21 protein-coding genes are annotated in these 19,137 nt (G+C 51.7%); 15 read left to right on the top strand and 6 right to left on the bottom strand.

Annotation, left to right across the window (positions count from 1 at the left end; translation table 11 throughout):
- Positions 1 to 381 precede the first annotated feature (381 nt).
- From ACFOE0_RS19700 to ACFOE0_RS19715, 4 genes are all read right to left on the bottom strand, one after another.
- Positions 382 to 1,782: an AmpG family muropeptide MFS transporter gene (locus tag ACFOE0_RS19700; protein ID WP_248934283.1), complete on the bottom strand. Its 1,401-nt coding sequence runs from the start codon at positions 1,780 to 1,782 to the stop codon at positions 382 to 384.
- Between the two features lie 161 nt (positions 1,783 to 1,943).
- Positions 1,944 to 2,267: a hypothetical protein gene (locus ACFOE0_RS19705; RefSeq protein WP_115137992.1), complete on the bottom strand. Its 324-nt coding sequence runs from the start codon at positions 2,265 to 2,267 to the stop codon at positions 1,944 to 1,946.
- A 155-nt stretch (positions 2,268 to 2,422) separates the two neighbouring features.
- Positions 2,423 to 3,007, bottom strand: a complete 585-nt coding sequence (locus tag ACFOE0_RS19710; protein ID WP_248934284.1) for a peptidylprolyl isomerase — start codon at positions 3,005 to 3,007, stop codon at positions 2,423 to 2,425.
- On the bottom strand, positions 3,007 to 3,582 hold the full coding sequence (locus ACFOE0_RS19715) for a YajG family lipoprotein (RefSeq protein WP_248934285.1): 576 nt from the start codon (positions 3,580 to 3,582) through the stop codon (positions 3,007 to 3,009). The genes ACFOE0_RS19710 and ACFOE0_RS19715 overlap by 1 nt, the downstream gene beginning before the upstream one ends.
- Before the next feature lie 256 nt (positions 3,583 to 3,838).
- On the opposite strand from ACFOE0_RS19715, the gene ACFOE0_RS19720 reads away from it, so the two are divergent.
- From ACFOE0_RS19720 to ACFOE0_RS19735, 4 genes are all read left to right on the top strand, one after another.
- Positions 3,839 to 4,903 (top strand): DUF2804 domain-containing protein, encoded by a 1,065-nt coding sequence (locus tag ACFOE0_RS19720; RefSeq protein ID WP_248934286.1) that lies wholly within the window; start codon positions 3,839 to 3,841, stop codon positions 4,901 to 4,903.
- Between the two features lie 13 nt (positions 4,904 to 4,916).
- Positions 4,917 to 5,783 (top strand): sterol desaturase family protein, encoded by an 867-nt coding sequence (locus ACFOE0_RS19725; RefSeq protein ID WP_248934287.1) that lies wholly within the window; start codon positions 4,917 to 4,919, stop codon positions 5,781 to 5,783.
- Positions 5,780 to 6,085 carry a hypothetical protein gene (locus tag ACFOE0_RS19730; protein ID WP_248934288.1) on the top strand — a complete coding sequence of 102 codons (306 nt, stop codon included), beginning with the start codon at positions 5,780 to 5,782 and terminating at the stop codon, positions 6,083 to 6,085. Before ACFOE0_RS19725 ends, ACFOE0_RS19730 begins: the two co-directional genes overlap by 4 nt.
- Positions 6,086 to 6,330: 245 nt before the next feature.
- Positions 6,331 to 7,236 (top strand): discoidin domain-containing protein, encoded by a 906-nt coding sequence (locus ACFOE0_RS19735; RefSeq protein ID WP_248934289.1) that lies wholly within the window; start codon positions 6,331 to 6,333, stop codon positions 7,234 to 7,236.
- A 59-nt stretch (positions 7,237 to 7,295) separates the two neighbouring features.
- Here the strand turns inward: ACFOE0_RS19735 and ACFOE0_RS19740 are convergent, their stop codons facing one another.
- Positions 7,296 to 7,610, bottom strand: coding sequence for a zinc-ribbon domain-containing protein (locus ACFOE0_RS19740; protein WP_248934290.1), 315 nt, complete (start codon positions 7,608 to 7,610; stop codon positions 7,296 to 7,298).
- 6 nt (positions 7,611 to 7,616) lie between these two features.
- Complete coding sequence (locus ACFOE0_RS19745; RefSeq protein ID WP_283106308.1) at positions 7,617 to 8,936, bottom strand: M20 metallopeptidase family protein; 1,320 nt, start codon at positions 8,934 to 8,936, stop codon at positions 7,617 to 7,619.
- 241 nt (positions 8,937 to 9,177) lie between these two features.
- Between ACFOE0_RS19745 and aqpZ the strand changes: the two genes are divergently transcribed.
- The 11 genes from aqpZ (at position 9,178) to ACFOE0_RS19800 (ending at position 19,129) form a co-directional block, all read left to right on the top strand.
- Positions 9,178 to 9,873, top strand: a complete 696-nt coding sequence (gene aqpZ, locus ACFOE0_RS19750; protein ID WP_115137984.1) for an aquaporin Z — start codon at positions 9,178 to 9,180, stop codon at positions 9,871 to 9,873.
- A complete protein-coding gene (locus ACFOE0_RS19755; RefSeq protein ID WP_248934291.1) occupies positions 9,863 to 10,279 on the top strand; it encodes a DUF1801 domain-containing protein in 417 nt (138 codons plus the stop codon). Before aqpZ ends, ACFOE0_RS19755 begins: the two co-directional genes overlap by 11 nt.
- 273 nt (positions 10,280 to 10,552) lie before the next feature.
- Entirely contained in the window at positions 10,553 to 11,194 is a 642-nt protein-coding gene (locus ACFOE0_RS19760; RefSeq protein WP_248934292.1) for a porin family protein, read from the top strand.
- A 43-nt stretch (positions 11,195 to 11,237) separates the two neighbouring features.
- Positions 11,238 to 12,200 (top strand): D-2-hydroxyacid dehydrogenase, encoded by a 963-nt coding sequence (locus ACFOE0_RS19765; protein ID WP_248934293.1) that lies wholly within the window; start codon positions 11,238 to 11,240, stop codon positions 12,198 to 12,200.
- A 31-nt stretch (positions 12,201 to 12,231) separates the two neighbouring features.
- Positions 12,232 to 12,615 (top strand): MAPEG family protein, encoded by a 384-nt coding sequence (locus ACFOE0_RS19770; protein WP_248934294.1) that lies wholly within the window; start codon positions 12,232 to 12,234, stop codon positions 12,613 to 12,615.
- Between the two features lie 331 nt (positions 12,616 to 12,946).
- On the top strand, positions 12,947 to 14,209 hold the full coding sequence (locus ACFOE0_RS19775) for an efflux RND transporter periplasmic adaptor subunit (protein ID WP_248934295.1): 1,263 nt from the start codon (positions 12,947 to 12,949) through the stop codon (positions 14,207 to 14,209).
- Between the two features lie 15 nt (positions 14,210 to 14,224).
- Positions 14,225 to 14,437, top strand: a complete 213-nt coding sequence (locus ACFOE0_RS19780) for a hypothetical protein (RefSeq protein WP_248934296.1) — start codon at positions 14,225 to 14,227, stop codon at positions 14,435 to 14,437.
- Between the two features lie 28 nt (positions 14,438 to 14,465).
- The gene (locus tag ACFOE0_RS19785; RefSeq protein WP_248934297.1) at positions 14,466 to 15,173 is read left to right on the top strand and encodes an ABC transporter ATP-binding protein; all 708 of its coding nucleotides are present in this window, start codon (positions 14,466 to 14,468) and stop codon (positions 15,171 to 15,173) included.
- A 10-nt stretch (positions 15,174 to 15,183) separates the two neighbouring features.
- Positions 15,184 to 16,491 (top strand): ABC transporter permease, encoded by a 1,308-nt coding sequence (locus ACFOE0_RS19790; protein WP_248934298.1) that lies wholly within the window; start codon positions 15,184 to 15,186, stop codon positions 16,489 to 16,491.
- A 10-nt stretch (positions 16,492 to 16,501) separates the two neighbouring features.
- Positions 16,502 to 17,710 (top strand): FtsX-like permease family protein, encoded by a 1,209-nt coding sequence (locus ACFOE0_RS19795; RefSeq protein ID WP_248934299.1) that lies wholly within the window; start codon positions 16,502 to 16,504, stop codon positions 17,708 to 17,710.
- Positions 17,711 to 17,767: 57 nt separating this feature from the next.
- On the top strand, positions 17,768 to 19,129 hold the full coding sequence (locus ACFOE0_RS19800) for a sigma-54-dependent transcriptional regulator (RefSeq protein WP_248934300.1): 1,362 nt from the start codon (positions 17,768 to 17,770) through the stop codon (positions 19,127 to 19,129).
- The last annotated feature ends 8 nt before the right edge of the window (positions 19,130 to 19,137 follow it).

Genomic DNA, 19,137 nt, shown 5'->3' on the forward strand with positions numbered 1-19,137 from the left:
TGCTTACCGGAGGAAGCACTCCGAAAGGATAATGTTAGTTGGCAACCTCTGAGAAGGTAATGGCGCATGATGTATGCCCTTTTATGCGCATTTAATAATTTTTTATTCCCTTAGGTACAGGTTACCTCGCTCTCTCAATCTTTTTAAGGTTTTTCTGGTGTTTTATGCTGTGAGTTTGCTCTGGTCAGGCTGGTTCGTTGGTTGGGTGGTCTGATTAAGGTGATTTGGTTTGGTTGGCTGTTTGGGACTGAATGTTTTCTTTGCTCCCGGCAAAGACAAAGCAAGACTGAACAGCAATATTATCAGGTGGATGGAAGAGTATGCGCAGCTCACCATATGAAAAAACCGGCCACTGGGCCGGTTTCTTACTCATTGTGACTGCTATTGTTCTACTTTGATATCAGTACTTTCAGCTTGCTCATCTTTCTTGGTCGCGGGAAACCTTCGGTTAACCATTGAAATTAATATCAATACCGGGAATCCAATCAAGCTGCAGGCAATAAAGAAACTAACGTAGCCAAAGGCATCCACGTACTCGCCAGAGAAACCGGCCACAAACTTGGGGAACAGCAACATAATAGAGGAAAGCAGGGCGTACTGAGTCGCGGTATGGCCACTGGATGTCAGGCTGGACAGGTAGGCGATAAAGGCTGCCGTGGCGATACCAGCACTGAGGTTGTCCAGTGCAATCGCTACTGTCAGCAGTGATATGTTGTAACCTACCCAGGCTTGCAGGGCAAAGGTCAGGTTAGTGGTAGCCACCAATAAGGCGCCGAGAAAGAGTATCTTCATGGTGCCATATTTGCTCACCAGCAATCCGCCAACAGCGCCACCTACCAAAGTCATAATCAGGCCATAGACCTTGGAGAGAAAGGCAATCTCTTCCTTTGAGAAGCCCATATCCACGTAGAACACATTGGCCATAATCCCCATCACGATATCGGAAATTCGATAGCAGGAGATCAGGGCTAAAATCAGCAACGCATGCTTACCATAGCGTTTGAAAAAGTCAGCAAATGGTACCACTGCGGCGCTGTAAACCCAGGACAGGCTGCTTGCTGCCCACATAGGGTATTTCTCTGCGAGTCTGTTTTTCAGCTTAAGTTCTTCGGCATCAGCTTCCCGGGTATCAACCACAGGCTCTGTGGCAAACAAGGTGGTAATCAGCCCCACAAACATCATACCCGCCATGGCCATATATGCGGTTTGCCAACCTATCAAAGAGTAGCTGCCATCCTCAGGTGAGGCCCACGCGGCAATCGTCAGAGCACCTGCGGTAGCGAGGATCATAGCGGAGCGATAACCGATCTGATACGAGGCTGCCAAGGCTGCCTGCATCTTTTCGGGGGCCGAGTCGATACGGAAGGCATCTACGACTATGTCCTGAGTTGCAGAGGCAAAGGCGACCAACAGCGCGAACAGCGCCATGGCAGTGATGTTTTGTTGGGGGTCGCTGTGTGCCATACCCAGAATAGCCACCACCAGAGTAGATTGGGCCAGCAGCATCCAGCTTCTGCGACGCCCCAGCCAACCGGTTAACAATGGCAGCGACAGCCGGTCAACCAGTGGTGACCATATCCACTTGACTGCATAGGTCAGGGCAATCCAGCTGAAATAGCCAATGGCGGCACGGTCAATGCCTGCTTCACGCAGCCAGAATGAAAGAGTGGAAAATACCAGCATTAAGGGCAGGCCGGAGGAAAAACCCAAAAGCAGCAGAATAAGGACTCTGCGGTGGCAATAGACGGAGAGGGCCTGTTTGACCTTAAGGGCAAACGACATAACAAATCCTGACGGTGATAAGGTGCCGATAGCCTAACGCAAACTGTCGACAAATGTGATGATTAAAAAGAAAATCAGGAATATAAAATGGCCCGTCATTTAGACCGGGCCATTGTTCGGCAGATAACGTCGAACCCATCTTCCATAGGGTTACTGCTGAATTAAGGTCTGCATCCGATGCAATTATTAGGTGGACAACGACCACCGAGACTCAGGTAATCACAATAGTCATCAATCTGTACCCGTAGATACTGATTACCGCGAATTACCCAGTCTGGCCATTTGTCGAAGCTATGCAGCAGGTGCCAGAACACTCTCTCCATATCTGACTGCGCTTCACCCTGGTAATCGTGATACTGCCACTCTTCCAGAGTGTCCCATAGGTAATGCTGGATCTCGTCAAAGTGAATCTGATCCTTCAGAAACGCTTTGCCATAGAAAGCCAGCTGGGGCGCTTTTTTATCGATGAACTCGTCACGGGTCATCGTTTCGCCTCCTTATTGTTTGCAGCTGAGCTGCAAAATTCAGTATAGGAGGAAGCGCGCGACTCACCATTCCGAAATATGACAAAACATGTAATATCGTTACTAAGTATTACGGTCAGATCAAAGATCGTTGTCGCTTAATACTCAGGACTGAATTACTCCTCCGATAACAGCGTGGCTTTCTTCAAAATCACCGGCGCCAGTGGTACATCTGGCCAGCCCAACGTCTGGTTATAGCCGGTCGCGACTCCGGACATCGCCTGCAGTACATCCATGCCTTCAGTGACTTCACCAAATACCGCATAACCCCAGCGGCGGGGGGATGGATCCAGCTTGGTGTTGTCAGCCACATTGAAATAGAACTGACGGGTGGCAGAGTGGGGGTTATTGTCCCTTGCCATGGCAATGGTACCCGGTTGGTTGGACAGGCCGTTGCCTGACTCGTTGACGATAGGGGCTATGCTTGGCAGCTCTGCAAATTCCGGGTTTAATCCGCCACCCTGAACCACAAAGTCAGCAATAATACGGTGGAAGACGGTGTTGTTATATTCGCCTTTGACCACATAGGTCAGGAAATTATCGACTGTGATGGGGGCGCGCTTTCTATCCAGTTCCACCACTATTGTTCCCATGCTGGTTTCCATTTTTACCATGGGGTAGAGGTTGTCCTTTTGAATATCGACAGCCAGCGCGCTCTGGCTGGCCAGCAGCAGGCTGAGTGCTGCAATCCATTTGCCCATTACAGATCTCCATTAATTAAGAATTGATTGATCTCACCATCCTGAATAATGGCTGTGGTGATCTCTGTCATCAGTTTGTTCAATTCCAGCTCAAGACTGGCAAAATCGGCACCCATTGGTCCGGTTTTGCGCCCTTTGGTGACAAACTCTTTTGCCAGGGTTTTATTGCCATTGGTTGCCAGTACTTTAATAGCTATCTGGGTATTGGCTTCATAGTCGAAGGTGGACTCTGTCACCAGGGTGAGCATGCGATCCAGCTCTACATGCATGGTGCGGGCGCTGGCCGGGTCGACCTGATAACCGGCTTCGCTGAAGCCTTTTCTCAACATGGCTTCCAGTTGCGCTCTGGGAGAGTCAGACGGGCTGACCAGGCGGGCGGCGCCATCTCCTTCTTCAAACTTGACCACATAGTTGGCGGTTCGCAGATCTTTGGTAGAAATACTCAGAGGCAGATTATGCTCGGTTTGACGGGCAATAGTGTCCAGCTGAGGATCCAGCACTATGTAGTTGGGAGTTTGACTGGCACAGGCGCCCAGCATAAGTGCGCCCGCTAAGGTTAAGATGACTGATTTCATGGAATTTCCACTGCCGATAAAAATTTCAAAGCATTGAGGATATCAGAATTTAATGATTCACAAATAACCCGGGGATAGATCTGTTCGCTTAATCGGGAGGTATGGCTGACCAATGTGCTGTTGCTGAGATTTTTTGCGGTGTACCTGAACCATTGGGGCGTTATGCAACTTTATTTTAACAAGACGTCCGCCAAGGGGTTTTTTGTTATTCGCCTTCAGGTTAGAGTAAAAATTCAACTTTTCACTTTTGCCAGTTATGACAGAAAAATCAGAGGGCAATCCGACTCAACCCGGCAAGGCTCCACTGCAGACCCAGAAACCGCCTGAATCTCTGATAGATAACAGGGGCCGCCCTTGCTTTGGCTATTTTGATGGGCCGGTCACCTATATGGCACCGGACAGGTTTGACTATCGCAATGTGATGGATAAACCCGCTTCAGCCTGGTCACGTCATTTCCACTATAAACAGTTCCAGTTTGTCTCTGTCGTCACCAGAGGCTATGTACTTGGCATGGCATTGGCGGATATCCGCTACCTGGGTTCTGGCTTTGCTTATCTGCTGGATATCCGGGCCAACCGCTTGATTGAAATTAACTGGCTAAAGCCAAAGGGGGGCGACTATCGCACCACGCCTTCTCCGGTAACCGGCCAGGGTCATATTCGGGGGGGCAAAGGTGACCTCAGCTTCTCAATTGAAAACGGACGCTGGCGGGTACGTTTGGATAGCGAGGCTGTCAGGGCAGATATCAGCCTTGAGGCTCCGGCGCTGGGCCTGCCACTGGCGATTTGTAATCCCACTGGCTACAACGGCTGGACCTATACCCAGAAACACAATGGTCTTCAGGTTACCGGATTACTGGAGGTGGAGGGCGAACGGGTCTCGCTTGATTCAGCGCTGGCGGGCTATGACTTCTCTGCCGGTTATATGAGACGTGACACCAGTTGGCGCTGGGCATCCATTAATGGTGAGTTGGATGGCAATACCCTGGGTTTGAATCTGGCTGCCGGGGTCAATGAAACCGGCCTCAATGAAAATGCCTTTTGGTTTAACGGCGAACGCCACCTGCTGGGGCCGATACAGTTTGAGTTTGAGCGCCTAAGCCCGGATTCACCCTGGCGAATTTACAGCTTGGATGGGCGGGTAGAGCTGAGTTTTCATCCCAGAAATCGTCGCGAGGAAAAGCTCAATCTGTGGCTGCTCAGAAGTAATTTTCGTCAGTTTATCGGCCATTTCAGCGGCCGTATTATCGATGGCAATGGCCATTGCCATCAACTGAATAACCTGGTCGGGTTGACCGAAGACCACTACGCCCGTTGGTAGTGGGCAGGAGATTTTGAATATGGAGATTTTACTGCAACACCCGGATTGGCTGCTGTTGGCGCTTGCTCCGGTATTTCTTGCGGCTATGGTGCTTGAGTGGCGGTTGGGGATAAAGCGCGCGCTGTTGCCTGCGTCGGCAGAATACCGATGGCAGGAAGTGGCCTGCAATATCACTCTGGGCGCATTGCACCAGCTCAGCGATCTCTTGTTTGGTCTGTTGATCCTTAAACTTTATTTTGCAGTGTTTGACTGGCGCCTGTTTGATATTCAAATGAATGTCGGTTTCTTCCTGCTGCTGATGCTGGCACAGGATTTTTGTTACTACTGGTTCCATCGGGCCAGCCACAGAGTGCGCTGGTTCTGGGCGGCACACTCTGTCCATCACAGCTCAGAAAATATGAACTTCAGCACCGCATTCCGTCAGAGTCTGATGTATCCGGTGGCTGGAATGTGGATCTTCTGGGTGCCTCTGGTCATCGTCGGGTTTCCGCCAAACTGGGTCGTGTTCTCTGTACTGTTGAATCTGGCGTTGCAGTTTGTGATTCATACTCAGTGGATTAAGAACTTTGGAGTATTTGACCTGATCTTTAACTCGCCTTCCCACCACAGGGTGCACCATGGACGTAACCCCCAGTACATAGATCAGAACTATGCCGGGGTGTTGATTATCTGGGACAAGATGTTTGGGACCTTTGTGGCGGAACAGGAACCTGTGGATTATGGCATTACCAAACCTGTGAACAGTCACAACCCTCTGAAAGTGACCTTTATTGAGTGGCGGGATATGTTTGCTGAAGCCTGTGCTCCCGGCATTGGTTGGAAACAAAGGTTGGATGCATTTATCGCTCCACCAGCCGCTCCCAAAGGAGAGGATAAGTGAGCCGGAAAATACTCTGGGTTTTATGGATGAGTATGGGGTTAACGGCTTGTGCAGCACCTCCTGAGACTCACTGTAACTTGCCACAAAATGGCATAAGCCCGGAACAGGCTGAAATGCTGGAGTCCTGGGTGTTGGAACAGGAGTTTATGTCCGGGTGTGTCACTGAGAAGTTAGCGGATCTCTGCGAAGCCTATTGCCCTGAAACGAATGATGCTTGCGATGATAACTGGACCCGGGGCTTGAACCTTTCTCAGTGGCGCTCTGTGTATCAAAGCTGCTTGGCTCCTGGCTCGGATGACTAACCACTCCGGGAGCTAAATTGCCACAATTCCAGGCTTACCTTGCTAGCCAGCCTCTCTCGTTTCGCTGCCGCAGTGGGTATGAGATGAAGACTGGCTGCGCTTTTTGCCTCATTAGACCTGCATTTCACTCAAGTCGGTATCCATTTCAGATTGTTCACTCTTAAGCCGTTCTGATTATTTGAGCCCTGAGTGGGTTTCTTCCAAAAATAATCATGATGCTGCTTGCAGCGAATTAGGAGTGTTCAATGCGCAAGGTTCTGCTTTCTGCTTTTTTGTTGCTATCCCCCACGGCTATGGCCGCCGATAACACCATCTTTCTTCACTTTGACGATCAGCTGGATGGTGTGATGGATTATCAACAACATCTGCGTCTTGAGCTGGGGCTCTCCGGCAATACTATTGTTGGTAAGACAGAGGCTGGCGCGATGATTTCAGGCAGGGTTGAGAATAAAAACAGCCACTATATCGGCTCCGGTGAGCAGGAAAGGTTCCAGTTTGAGATACATAACGGTGATACAAGGACCTGGTATTTCGGGCGTGTCGATGGCCAGTACTGGGAAGGTATTTGGTATGGCCCCAACGGTGAGCAGGGGGATTTCAGCTTGCACACCAAAGTTCTTGAAGACGGCGTGCCCCAATATGGAGATGTACTGGCTTTTTACACCGATGAGGTTTTCAACCGTGAAGGTAATGAGTACAACCCTTTGAATCCCGGTTTTTTAATGGACCTGGGTGGGCTGGACCTGCATTTTACCAATGACTATCAAGACGGTTTCAATCTGGATTTAAGTCAGGGCTTTTATGCCAAAGCGAATGCTCAATGGCATGAGGATATGCCTATGTCTGTATATCTGGATTTGAAGCAACCAATGAAAATGAAGACGTTCAGGTTGGGATCCGCCAACCTGGAAAATGGAGCACAACTCAAAGCGTTCAGCTTTTCTGTGTGGGATAGTACTAAGGCGTCATGGCAAGTCGTGGGTAACTTTGAATTTCCGGCGATTCCCGGTCCAGCTTATCAGCGGCAGGAGTTCAACCTGCCTCGCACCGTGTACGCTGACCGAATTCGTATATCAGCAAAATCATCACACGACTCAGGAGCTTACGGCTATGGGCAGGTCATGATGTGGGGGCTGTCGTTCCAGCGATAACTCACAGACAGGCTTCAATCCCGGCCTTAGCTCTGGATTGAGCTTGAGGCCGGGATAGTTCAGGGCCTGATACGGCTGCGGTGTTGCTCTTTGTCGATGAGCGCTTCGAGCTCAGCCTGATTGGCGTCGTTATGGTTGCCGACCTCCAGCAATGCCTTGCCAAACTCCCGGGGCAACTTCACCGGATCATGACACTGTTCACACACCAGCAGATAGTCGGGTGCGAAGCGCCATACTGGAATAAAAAACAACGAGGCCTTTTCTATCTCTTTCCACAAATGCCACTGGGTGACCTCACCACAGCGGTGACAATGAGTCTCCAGCAGTGGCATTAAATGCTCATGCTGCTTGTCCATTCCGATAATAAACAGCACCTGATGTTACCTCTGTTGGTTGAAAAGTGAGATTGCACTGTGGGTCATGGCCTTTACCCCTGTGGGAATGGCGTTGACATAGTCGGGGGCAAATTTACTCGAGTGCAGTGAGGGTAAAGTCTCACCACTTTGCATTGCTCGGGAATACGATTTGGGTTCAACCGCCCCCAGCCAGAAAATGGTTATGGGCAGCTTATCCTCAGTGCGGCCAAACAGGCCAAAATCTTCGCCCGCCATCACAGGCAATGTGTCTTCTACTTTATCCGTTCCAATAGCCTTTTCAATGGCTTGTCTGACTTTTGCTGTTTGTGCCGGGTCATTGTAAGTGGAGGGGATAGATTCCGATTGATGTACTTTGACCCTGGGATAGAGTTCGGGTGTCAGGCCCGCGCTCATGGCGATTCCGGCGGTCAGACGCTTGAGAGCGGCTATCTGGGTGTCGCGGACTTCCGGGTTGTAGCTTCTCAGGGTGAGTTGAAGCTTGACCTCATTGGAGATCACATTGTGCTTGGTACCACCGTGAATAGAGCCCACTGTGATAACAGACGGCTCCAGTGGCGATAATTCCCGGCTGGTAATGGTTTGCAGCCCCAGCACTATGCGTGACGCCAGCACTATGGGGTCAATGGTGGTATGAGGGTAAGCACCATGTCCACCTTTGCCAAATACACTGATATCAACTGAGTCAACGCTGGCCAGAGCATATTCAGGTTTGATGCCTACAGTGCCTGCAGGTAAGTTGGCGCTGACGTGGAGAGCCAGAATGTGGTCGGGTTTGGCAAACTTTTCAAACAGGCCTTCAGCCAACATGGCTTTGGCTCCTGCACCGACCTCTTCTGCCGGTTGGGCCACCATCATCAGAGTTCCCTGCCAACTGTCTTTATTGGCAATCAGTTGACGGGCGGCGCCGATAAAGCTAGTCATATGAATATCGTGACCGCAGCCATGCATTACTCCGGAGCTTTGTCCCGATGGCAAAGTCACCTTCACCTTTGAAGCGTAGGGCTTGCGGGTCTCCTCGGTAATGGGCAGCGCATCGGTGTCGGCCCGTATCATCACCGTGGGCCCCTCGCCATTGGCATAAAGGCCGACAACGCCGTAGCCACCGACCTCTTTAGTCACGTCGAACCCCAGTGCTTCAAGTTGCTTTGCCAACTTATTACCCGTTTGCTGCTCCTGAAACGAAAGCTCAGGGTGCTGGTGAAGATCCCGATAAAATTGCTCAAGAAACTGCTTGTCACTCTCCATATCCAGCGTGGGAGACGCGGCCAGTCCCAGACTTGAGGTTAGTGCCAGTGTCGTTCCCAGAAAGTATTTGAAGATCATTTGTAGTCCCTGATGTTGTGATGTTTTTGTCACCATTTATGAGTACATATCACATTATTTCAATGGCTTTGGCAATCCTGTATGTCAGTGCTCGCCAACCCGCTCCGGCTTGCAATGCTGATTTTTTACTTGGCAGACAGCTAAATTCCGCTAACTTGGGAAAGCAACTTGACCGCAGTGGTTCCCGGCAAGGGTCATCCGGTTTGGCTTAGCCGACCGGCCTGAAAACCAAGGAGCAATTATGATTAAAATATTAAGTGCAGAATTTATTGGTACCTTTTGGTTGGTACTGGGAGGGTGTGGCAGCGCAGTACTGGCCGCCGGTTTTCCCGAGATGGGGATTGGCTTTCTGGGCGTTGCCCTGGCCTTCGGTTTAACCGTAGTCACCATGGCTTATGCCATTGGCCATATCAGCGGTTGCCATTTGAACCCGGCGATCACTCTGGGCCTCTGGGTCGGTGGAAGATTCGAAGCAACCAAAGTGATCCCCTATATGATTGCTCAGGTGCTGGGGGCGATTGTCGCTGCTGCAGTCCTCTACCTTATTGCCAGCGGTAAAGCTGGGTATTCCCTGGCCAATGGCCTGGCTGCCAACGGCTATGATCTGCATTCGCCCGGTGGCTATGACCTCACTTCCGCGCTGCTGACTGAAATCGTGATGACCTTTATGTTCCTGATCGTGGTGCTGGGAGCCACCCATAGAGCTGCAACGCCTGCCATGGCAGGGCTGGCTATCGGTTTATGCCTGACTCTGATCCATCTTATCAGTATTCCCGTGACCAATACTTCTGTTAATCCGGCTCGAAGCACCGGACCTGCTTTGTTGCAGGGAGGTTGGGCGCTGGAGCAGTTATGGTTGTTCTGGCTGGCTCCGTTTATTGGCGCTTTGTTGGCTGGGTTGGCGTATCGCTGGCTGGCTCCTGACAGTGAAAGTTGAGTTATCAACTGAAATCGCTGAGCGGATAAAGGAATATCCGCCGGCAGCCAGAGAAAGACTTAAGTTTTTGCTGGTGAGGATAACAGCTACTGCTTTAGCGCTGGGCAAGGAGTCGGTAACCCAGGCGCTGAAGTGGGGAGAGCCAAGCTTTGTCGTCTCTGGTGGCACGCCGGTTCGATTTGGCTGGAACCCCAGTTTTCCCGACAGTGTATTTCTTTATGTTCACTGCAGTTCCCGCATTATTGATACCCTCAGAGAAGTGACTCCCGGGCTGACAACCCTGCATGGCAACAGAGCGATAGAGCTGCCAATAAATCTTCCCTGGCCTGAATCTGATATAGATACTTTCCTGACTCTGGCGCTGGATTATCACCAAAGAAAGCATTTGCCTCTTCTGGGCTTATGATTGCCCCATTGGCCCTTGAGCTTGACCTGCCTGGTGAGCTTTGGGAGCATGCAGTAACTGCTTGTTGCCGGACCTAAAATGAAAACCCTGCTGAGATTTTTATTTGCCATTGTCGGCGCCTTGTTGGTGTCAGTGCTGGTGCTGTTTGTGATCGCCTGGCTAATCGACACTGCCATGGTTAAGCCTGGTTAAGATCTATCTTCAAGAGCCTGTTGCGCGCCTTTTAAGTGCGCGGTATAAAAGTTGAGCCTATTTCACAAGGAGTTGCAGTTTATGCCAGTGAAACACCCCGGAATTTTCTCTCTTTCCCTGCCAGCATTGATTTTGGGATTGGCTATGCCAGCTCAGGTCCTGGCCCAGGATTTCTTTATCACCCCAGTGGGCGGTTATAGCTTTGGCTCCACGGAGCTGGATTTTGCCCAGAATGACGGCGACCTGGAAGATAAGTTTTCTATCTCGGAAGATGCCAATTATGGCCTGATGTTGGGGTTAACGACCAATGACCCGGGCGATGTATACCTGCTTTATTCCCACCAAAGTGCAACCCTGAACAGTGGCGGGGTATTTGCCGGTGAGCGGATTGCCGATCTTGCCGTAGATTACCTGCATCTTGGCGGTACACTCTACTTCCCCAATGGCAATTGGGAGCCCTATGTGACGGCCACAGCAGGCTTGACTCAACTTCGCCCCGATGGTGGCCTGGATAGTGAGACCCGCTTTTCCATGGGATTGGGGCTGGGAACCCAATATCGAATTACCGAGCATCTGGCTTTAATGGCTGAAGTAAGAGGCTTCGCCACCTTTATGGATACAGATAACGAGATTTTCTGTGGTGACCAGGGGTGCGTCTGGAAACTGCAGGCCAGTACCCTGGTACAGGGCCAGGCCAATATCGGTATTCAGTTTAAGTTCTAATACCTTCAGCGATCACTGAATGGTGATACAGGCAAGAAATAAGATGTTCAAGAAACTTGTCGTCCTTGACGGCTATACCCTTAATCCCGGCGATCTTGATTGGTCGCCGGTGAGCCATCTGGCGGAGCAATTCGTCGAATATGACAGAAGCCCTGACAGCGAGATTCTGGGCCGCGCTCAGGGAGCTGACATACTGCTTACCAACAAGACACCGCTGAATGCCGACACCTTGTCGCAATTACCCGGGCTTAAGTACATAGGGGTATTGGCAACCGGAACCAATGTAGTGGATACCCAGGCTGCCGCAAAGCTGGGCATAGTTGTCACCAATGTGCCTGGCTATGGACCGGACGCGGTGGCGCAAATGGTGTTTGCCCATATCCTGCACCATTGCCAGCAGGTCTCAGACCATGACTCGGCGATTCGTGATGGTCAGTGGCAGGAGAGGCGGGACTTCTGTTTTACCCTGTCGCCGCTGATGTCGCTCAAGGGAAAAACACTTGGGCTGGTGGGTTTTGGTGATATTGGTCGTCAGGTGGCCAGAATTGCGGCCGCTTTTGATATGAAGCTGCTCATCCATACCCGCACAGAGCCGGATTTGAATGGCGTTGGCAATGCCACCTGGGTCGGTCTGCAGGAAATTTTAAGTCAGTCCGATATTCTGTCCTTGCATTGCCCTTTAACTGAGCAAACTCAGGGGATGATTAACCGGGAGTCTCTTACGCTGATGAAGCCTGGTGCTCTGCTGATAAACACGGCCAGGGGCGGACTGGTAGATGAGCAGGCACTGGCTGACGCCCTGAATAACGGCAAGGTGTGTGCAGGGCTGGATGTGCTCAGCAGTGAACCGCCGTCACCAGATAACCCCCTGCTAAAGGCTGTCAATGTGTCGCTGACACCACATAACGCATGGGCAACCCGGGAGGCAAGGCAAAACCTGTTGAATATCGCACTCAACAATCTGATCGGTTTTAGTGATGGTCAGAGTATTAACCGGGTAACTTAACAATTAATACTACTAACCATAAGGAATTTTCATGACCATACTGCTGACCTGTTTACTGATTGCCATGCTGTTACCTTACCTGTCTAAGTTGCCGGTGGGGTTCGCCATGGCGAAGGCCGGTGGTTATGACAATGAACACCCCAGAGCCCAGCAGGCCAGACTGGAAGGTATGGGAGCGCGTGCTGTGGCAGCCCATCAGAACGCCTTTGAGTCTCTGCTGATATTTGGCCTGGCTGTGGTGGCTGTGTTGGCGACAGACTCAGTAAACGACACTGCAGAAACTGCTGCAATAGTGCATGTGGTGGCCCGCATTGCCTACCATATTTTTTACCTCAGCAATCATGACAAACTGCGCTCTACTGCTTGGTTTGCCGGCATTATTCCCAGCTTTGTGATTCTGGCTCAGGCATTCTGAGTTAATACTGTTTATCTCTAAAAGCCCGCTGATTGCGGGCTTTTTACTTTCTTTCCCCCGCTTCTTCTTACCACTGGTCTGTTTGAGTCAGTCTCTGCCTGAAGGAAACACAGCTTCGTTTTTCACGCTTCAAATCATCATGTTACCAGCGGGTGTCCGGGCTGTCCGGTGGCGGACACTGATGTAATAAGCGGACACTTTCTGGGTGTCCGCGGACACTTAAGTAACTCTTGTTTATCGTTAAATCACTGAAATTAATGTATTAAATTTATTGGCACGCTTATTGATACCTCAAGTGTAGATAAGGATTTTGCGCATTGAGGGTAAGCAGATGATTCAGGACACAAGCGGACAGGACAAAGTTGTACAGCCATCCCGGCTGGCCAGCCTGAAATGGTGGTTGATACCTGCTGCAGCTGTCGCTGTACTGGCTCTGTTGGGGTGGCGTTTCGTCACAGGTTCCGAGGCCAGCCATTCGGTGCCCAGAGCCGATTTGGTGATGGATACCCTGACCCGCGGCACTCTGGTTCGGGATGTTGTGACCAGAGGAAAAATCGTGGCGGCCAATGCGCCGGTACTGTACAGCACCGAAGAGGGCACTGTGAGCTTGTTGGCTAATCCGGGCGACAAGGTTGTTAAAGATGACATAGTTGCCCGCCTGCACAGTCCGAGCCTGACGAATGAGCTGAAGCAGCAACAGGCGGTACTGGATGCTATGAGTGGTGAAATGGAACGTGCCAAACTGGATGCCAGACGTCAGTTGCTGACCGCCAATCAGGCGCTGGATATGGCCAGGGTTGAATTGGAGGCTGCTGACAGAGAAAGCCGCAGGGGCGACCTGTTGATAGACAGTAATCTGATTTCCCGTATCGACTTTGAGAAAGGCAAGGATGACCTGAAGAAAGCCAAACTCCTTTATGCCCATGCGGGTCAGGAGGTTGCCCTGATGCAGGATACTCAGGCCTTTGAACTCAAGAACAAGCAACTGGATGTTGACCGCCAGCAATTGGTGGTGGATGACCTGCATCGCCAGGTGGAAGCTCTGGCTATTCGGGCTCCGGTAGACGGCATCATAGGTAATTGGCTGACTGAGCAGCAAGCCAGAATCGGCCGCGCACAGCCTATATTGACTGTGGTCGACCTCAGCGCCTTTGAGGCTGAGCTGGCGGTGTCAGAAACCTATGCCGATGAGCTGGGCCTGGGAATGGAAGTGGAGCTGAATTTCGGCGATATCACACTCTATGGCGACCTCTCTTCAATCTCACCCGAAGTGCGTAACCGCGAAGTGACGGCCCGGGTGCGTTTCGACCATCAGGACGCGATCAAACTGCGTCAGAATCAACGTTTGTCAGCCCGCATTCTGCTGGAACACAGAGCCAATGTATTGATGGTCCGCCGCGGTGCCTTTGTCACCGAAGGTGGAGGCCTTGAGGCGTACCTGATGGAAGGCGATACGGCCAGTCGGGTAAACGTAAAACTGGGTGCCCGCAGCATGAGTCATATCGAGGTGCTGGAAGGTGGCCGGGAAGGAGACCTCTGGGTGATCTCCGGTGTGGACAGGTTCAATAACGCCGAACAAATCCGGGTGTACTGAGTGAGGAAGCAAATCATGAACAAACTTAAGTGTCCCGAGCAGGTTATTGCCCTGCTGGCCCTGGCATTGTTGGCGCTGGCAGTGGAGCTGAGCTTTGGCGACAGCATTGGCTGGTCGGGATTGGCATTACTGGATTGGCTGGAGCCGTTGGAAGCGGTTGCTCAGGTTTCCTGGAATCCTCTGGATTGGAATGTCAGCCTGACTAATTTACAGCTCTGTATTGATTGAGCCGCAGTATCAAATAAGGAATTTAACCATGTTATCCATGAAGAAAATCAACAAAGTATTTAAGACTGATCTGGTGGAAACCCATGCGCTGCGGGACTTTGATTTGCAGGTGGAAGAGGGGGAATTTGTGGCAGTAACCGGACCTTCCGGTTCAGGCAAAACCACCTTTCTGAATATAGCTGGTCTGTTGGAAGGCTTCACCCAGGGCGAGTACACCCTGGATGGCGTGAATGTTTCCCGGCTCAACGACAATCAGGCCGCCCGAATTCGCAATGAAAAAATTGGCTTTATCTTTCAGGGCTTCAATCTGATCCCGGATCTGAACCTGGCAGAGAATGTAGAAGTGCCACTGCGCTATCGTGGCTTTAACACTGCTGAGCGTAAGCGCAGGGTAGAGCAGGCATTGGAACAGGTCGGCCTGGGGGCGCGAATGAAGCATCTGCCGTCGCAACTCTCCGGTGGTCAACAGCAAAGGGTTGCTATTGCCAGAGCGCTGGCCGGTGAGCCGAGATTTCTGCTGGCTGATGAACCAACAGGGAACCTGGACTCTCTGATGGCCCGTCAGGTGATGGAGCTGCTTGAAGAGATTAACCGCAACGGAACCACCATCATCATGGTGACCCACGACCCTGAGTTGGCTCGTCGGGCACAGCGTAATATTCAGATAGTCGATGGTCAGGTGTGTGACTTTACCCTGTATCACGGTGGTGATGAGCCTCAGGCTGCCAGAGCATAAGGAGAGCGGCATGTTAACCCACTATATGGATTTGGGCTGGCGCTCAATTCGCAAAACCCCGGTACTGTCAGCCCTGATGGTCATGGCGATCTCAATCGGAATTGGCATCACCCTGATATCGCTCAATGTGTTTCAGTTGATGTCCCATAACCCTGCCGGTGAGCGCAGCAGTGTGTTGCATATGACTCAACTATGGAGCCAGGGGCCGGACACCTGGGACGAGTACAATGCCAATCTGACCTATCAGGACACCATGAACCTGAGGCAAAGTGACATTCCTGTTCGTTCTGTAGCTTCGTTTCGTACCGGTGGCGCAATCCATGCTGAGGGCAGTGATGCTGAGCCGGAAATGCGCAGTATTCGAGTTACCGACAGTGATTTTTTTGCCATGTTCTCAGTGCCATTCCTGTATGGCGGCAGTTGGGATAAGTCGGTCGACAGGGAAGCGGCACATGTGGTTGTGATTAACGATGACCTGAATCGGACCTTCTTCGGGGGAGGCAATAATGTTGGCAAAATCCTTTACCTGGATGCGACGCCCTACCAGGTTGTCGGCATTATCGACCACTGGATGCCAAGGCCAAAATATTATGATGTCACCAACGGCTCCATGAATTTTGCTGAGAGTCTGTTCGTGCCGTTTTCATTGACGCCCCAGGAGGAGTTTCCTGTCTGGGGGAATACCAGTGGCTGGCAGTTTGAACCCCTGATCACCTACAACGACCGCTTGTTGTCAGAAAAAACCTGGATTCAGTTTTGGGCCGAGCTGCCGGATGCTAACGCCCGCATGCAGTTTTCACAGTGGCTGACCTCTTATGTAGAGCAGCAGCAGGCTCTGGGACGCTTCACTGACAATACCCGCACCAGCTGGACGCGCCTTCTGGATGTTGCTGAATACCTGACCGACAGTGAAGTGGTGCCCGAAGACAACCGGATAATGATCGGCTTGAGCGCCCTGTTTCTGGCTGTGTGTCTGGTCAACATTCTGGGACTGCTGTTAACCAAGTTTCTTAAGCGCGCACCGGAAGTCGGAGTACGCCGGGCAATAGGTGCCAGCCGCCGACAGATATTTCTGCAACACATGGTTGAGGTGAGTTTGATTGGTCTGCTGGGGGGCGTCATCGGATTGGTCTGGGCCTGGTTTGGTCTGACGACTCTGGCTGGCCACCTGGGGATGGAAGAGGCGCTTGGCAGACTGGACCCCAGTATGTGGATCCTGACACCCAGTATCGCTTTGGGGGCCGCCATGTTGGCGGGTATGTATCCGGCCTGGGTGATATGCCGCACCCAACCCAGCGTGTACCTCAAGAGCCAGTAAGGAGGCTGCTATGTTTACCATTAAACCCGTTCTAAGCAGTTTGTTGCGAAGCCGCACTGGCCCCTTGCTCTTGCTGCTGCAAATTGTGCTGTCTGTTGCCATTGTGGCCAATGCCGGATTCATTATTCAGGAAAGGCTGGCGCTGATGCAAAGAAGCTCTGGGGTAGCAGAGCAGAGCGTGCTGTCATTTTCTGTGTATAACTTTGGCGAGAAAGTTAACCTGCCTCAGCAGCTTAAGCGGGATCTTGAGATTCTCCGGAATATCCCCGGCATTAAGGCGGCCACCTCAACCAATATGCTCCCGCTGTCTGGCAGTGGTTGGTCCGACAGGTTCGTTGATGGGCCAGATCCGGAAACCGCAAAATCAACGCCGGGATTTGCATGGTATCTGGGGGGCGAACAGATGGTCGACACCCTGGGGGTCAATGTTATCGAAGGGCGTAATTTTCGCGCTGATGAGCTGAATCACAGCACCACCGACAGTGGTATGAAAGCCCTGATGAGTGCGCCTTTGGCCAAAGAAGTTTTTGGCGAAGAGTCGGCCGTTGGCCAGATTATGTATCAGGGCAGTGACAACCAGATTGAGATTATTGGTGTTGTAGAAACCCTGCAGGGGGCCTGGGTTGACAGTGACCAGTTTGATTACAGCGTGATTCAGAATATCGAGCTGAATGAAAGCCGCAATAATCAATTTATGGTCCGGGCTGATCGCAGGGATATTCCGGCACTGGAGGAGACCATCAAGCAGGCTCTGAGAGCGGAGAACCCTGATCGGGTGATTCGTAACTTCAATACGCTCAGAGAATTGAAAGATATGAGCTACGCCTTCCATGCGGTGATGGCTGGTATGTTGTCGATAATGATCATTTTGTTGTTGGTGATTACGTCATTGGGATTGTCAGGCATGGTGATGTTCAATATTCAACGTCGTACCAAGCAAATAGGCACCCGAAGAGCCCTGGGGGCACGCAAGCGGGATATCGTGGGCATGTTTCTGGTGGAAAACTGGCTCATCTGTTTTAGTGGTGGCTTGCTGGGAGGTTTGCTGGCGATGGAACTTGGCAGTCAATTGATGACCCTGTTCAGCTTGCCTATGATGGGCTGGCAATGGCCTGCAATGACGGTATCGGGACTATTGGTGATTACTACGGTTGCCGTGTTGTTGCCAGCACGGAAAGCGGCACTGATTTCCCCGGCTATTGCCACCCGTACTGTCTAGATGATGTTGCCAACTTGTTGTATCTTAGGGCTTTAAATTCAAGGAGTGGATGAGGCTGTGACGGAAACCATACTGGTAGTAGATGATAATCAGGCGGTTTGTCAGGCGCTGGCTCTGACGCTGGAGCTTCAGGGCTACCAGGCAGTTACCTGCCTGGGACCGGATGAAGCCCTTGAGGTGCTCTCCTCCCGGGAGGTTGATCTGGTGATTCAGGATATGAATTTCACCCAGGACACCACCTCGGGAGAGGAGGGGCGACAGCTGTTCTACGATATCCGTACCCGTCACCCCAATATGCCGCTGATTTTAATGACGGCTTGGACTGATTTGAATACCGCAGTTGAGCTGGTAAAGACCGGGCATGCCGACTACATGGGTAAGCCCTGGGATGATGCCAAGCTGCTGACCAGTGTGGCTAATCTGCTTAATCTACATCGCTTATCCCGCGAGAACTCCACTCTGGTAAGACAACAAACGCAGCGTCAGCAGGGAATTCGGGACGCAGATTTGTGCGGCCTGATATTTGCCTCCGGCGCCATGGAGCGCTGTGTCGACTTGGCAGTTCAGGTGGCGGCATCTGACGTGCCAGTGCTAGTTACCGGTCCCAATGGGGCTGGTAAAGACAGGCTGGCGGATATTATCCACGCCAACTCTGCCCTTAAAGATAAGCCCCTGATAAAAGTCAATGTAGGGGCGCTGCCGGTAGATCTCCTTGAGGCTGAACTGTTTGGTGCTGAAGCTGGCGCTTTTACCGGTGCGACCAAGGCCAGAATAGGGCGTTTTGAGGCGGCTGATGGTGGCACCCTGTTCCTGGACGAGATCGGCAATTTGCCCTTGTCGGGGCAGATAAAGCTGCTCAGGGTACTGCAAACCGGCGAGTTTGAGCGCCTTGGCAGTCACCAGACCCGAAAAGTGAAGGTGAGGGTGCTCAGTGCCACCAATGCCAACCTGACTGAAGATATTGCCGAAGGCCGATTCCGGGAAGATCTCTTTTATCGACTCAATGTGATTGAACTTGTGCTGCCATCACTGGCTGAGCGACAGGATGATATTCCGGCGCTGGCCAGCCATTTCATCGGCCCGGATTTCAGTATCAGCCCCAACGCCAGAGCCGCACTGTTGGCACACGCCTGGCCAGGCAATGTGCGGGAGTTGGAAAACGCCTGTAAGCGAGCAGTGCTGTTGGCAAAATCTGCCAGACTGGAGGCGCAGGACTTTGGGTTGACGGGGCAAGTTATGGAGTCTGGACAGACTAATGCACCAACGGCTTCCTCTCTCCCTGCTGAAGAGATCTCACGCGCCGATATTGAAGATGCTCTGGCGGCTCACAAGGGTGTAGTGGCTCATGTTGCCAAATCTTTAGGGCTAAGCAGGCAGGCGCTTTACCGTCGAATGGATAAGCTGGGGATTGCCCGCTGATGAAGCAA

Origin of the sequence: Shewanella submarina (assembly GCF_042646185.1) — a bacterium.
In the GTDB taxonomy this organism is placed as follows: domain Bacteria; phylum Pseudomonadota; class Gammaproteobacteria; order Enterobacterales; family Shewanellaceae; genus Shewanella; species Shewanella corallii.

Bases quoted from the DNA above. Each gene is read 5' to 3' on its own strand.
- ACFOE0_RS19715 (WP_248934285.1), bottom strand. From the start codon at position 3,582: ATGAAATCAGTCATCTTAACCTTAGCGGGCGCACTTATGCTGGGCGCC.
- ACFOE0_RS19705 (WP_115137992.1), bottom strand. From the start codon at position 2,267: ATGACCCGTGACGAGTTCATCGATAAAAAAGCGCCCCAGCTGGCTTTC.
- ACFOE0_RS19735 (WP_248934289.1), top strand. From the start codon at position 6,331: ATGCGCAAGGTTCTGCTTTCTGCTTTTTTGTTGCTATCCCCCACGGCT.
- ACFOE0_RS19760 (WP_248934292.1), top strand. From the start codon at position 10,553: ATGCCAGTGAAACACCCCGGAATTTTCTCTCTTTCCCTGCCAGCATTG.
- ACFOE0_RS19770 (WP_248934294.1), top strand. From the start codon at position 12,232: ATGACCATACTGCTGACCTGTTTACTGATTGCCATGCTGTTACCTTAC.
- ACFOE0_RS19795 (WP_248934299.1), top strand. From the start codon at position 16,502: ATGTTTACCATTAAACCCGTTCTAAGCAGTTTGTTGCGAAGCCGCACT.
- aqpZ (WP_115137984.1), top strand. From the start codon at position 9,178: ATGATTAAAATATTAAGTGCAGAATTTATTGGTACCTTTTGGTTGGTA.
- ACFOE0_RS19745 (WP_283106308.1), bottom strand. From the start codon at position 8,936: ATGATCTTCAAATACTTTCTGGGAACGACACTGGCACTAACCTCAAGT.
- ACFOE0_RS19790 (WP_248934298.1), top strand. From the start codon at position 15,184: ATGTTAACCCACTATATGGATTTGGGCTGGCGCTCAATTCGCAAAACC.
- ACFOE0_RS19785 (WP_248934297.1), top strand. From the start codon at position 14,466: ATGTTATCCATGAAGAAAATCAACAAAGTATTTAAGACTGATCTGGTG.
- ACFOE0_RS19765 (WP_248934293.1), top strand. From the start codon at position 11,238: ATGTTCAAGAAACTTGTCGTCCTTGACGGCTATACCCTTAATCCCGGC.
- ACFOE0_RS19780 (WP_248934296.1), top strand. From the start codon at position 14,225: ATGAACAAACTTAAGTGTCCCGAGCAGGTTATTGCCCTGCTGGCCCTG.
- ACFOE0_RS19775 (WP_248934295.1), top strand. From the start codon at position 12,947: ATGATTCAGGACACAAGCGGACAGGACAAAGTTGTACAGCCATCCCGG.
- ACFOE0_RS19700 (WP_248934283.1), bottom strand. From the start codon at position 1,782: ATGTCGTTTGCCCTTAAGGTCAAACAGGCCCTCTCCGTCTATTGCCAC.
- ACFOE0_RS19710 (WP_248934284.1), bottom strand. From the start codon at position 3,007: ATGGGCAAATGGATTGCAGCACTCAGCCTGCTGCTGGCCAGCCAGAGC.
- ACFOE0_RS19720 (WP_248934286.1), top strand. From the start codon at position 3,839: ATGACAGAAAAATCAGAGGGCAATCCGACTCAACCCGGCAAGGCTCCA.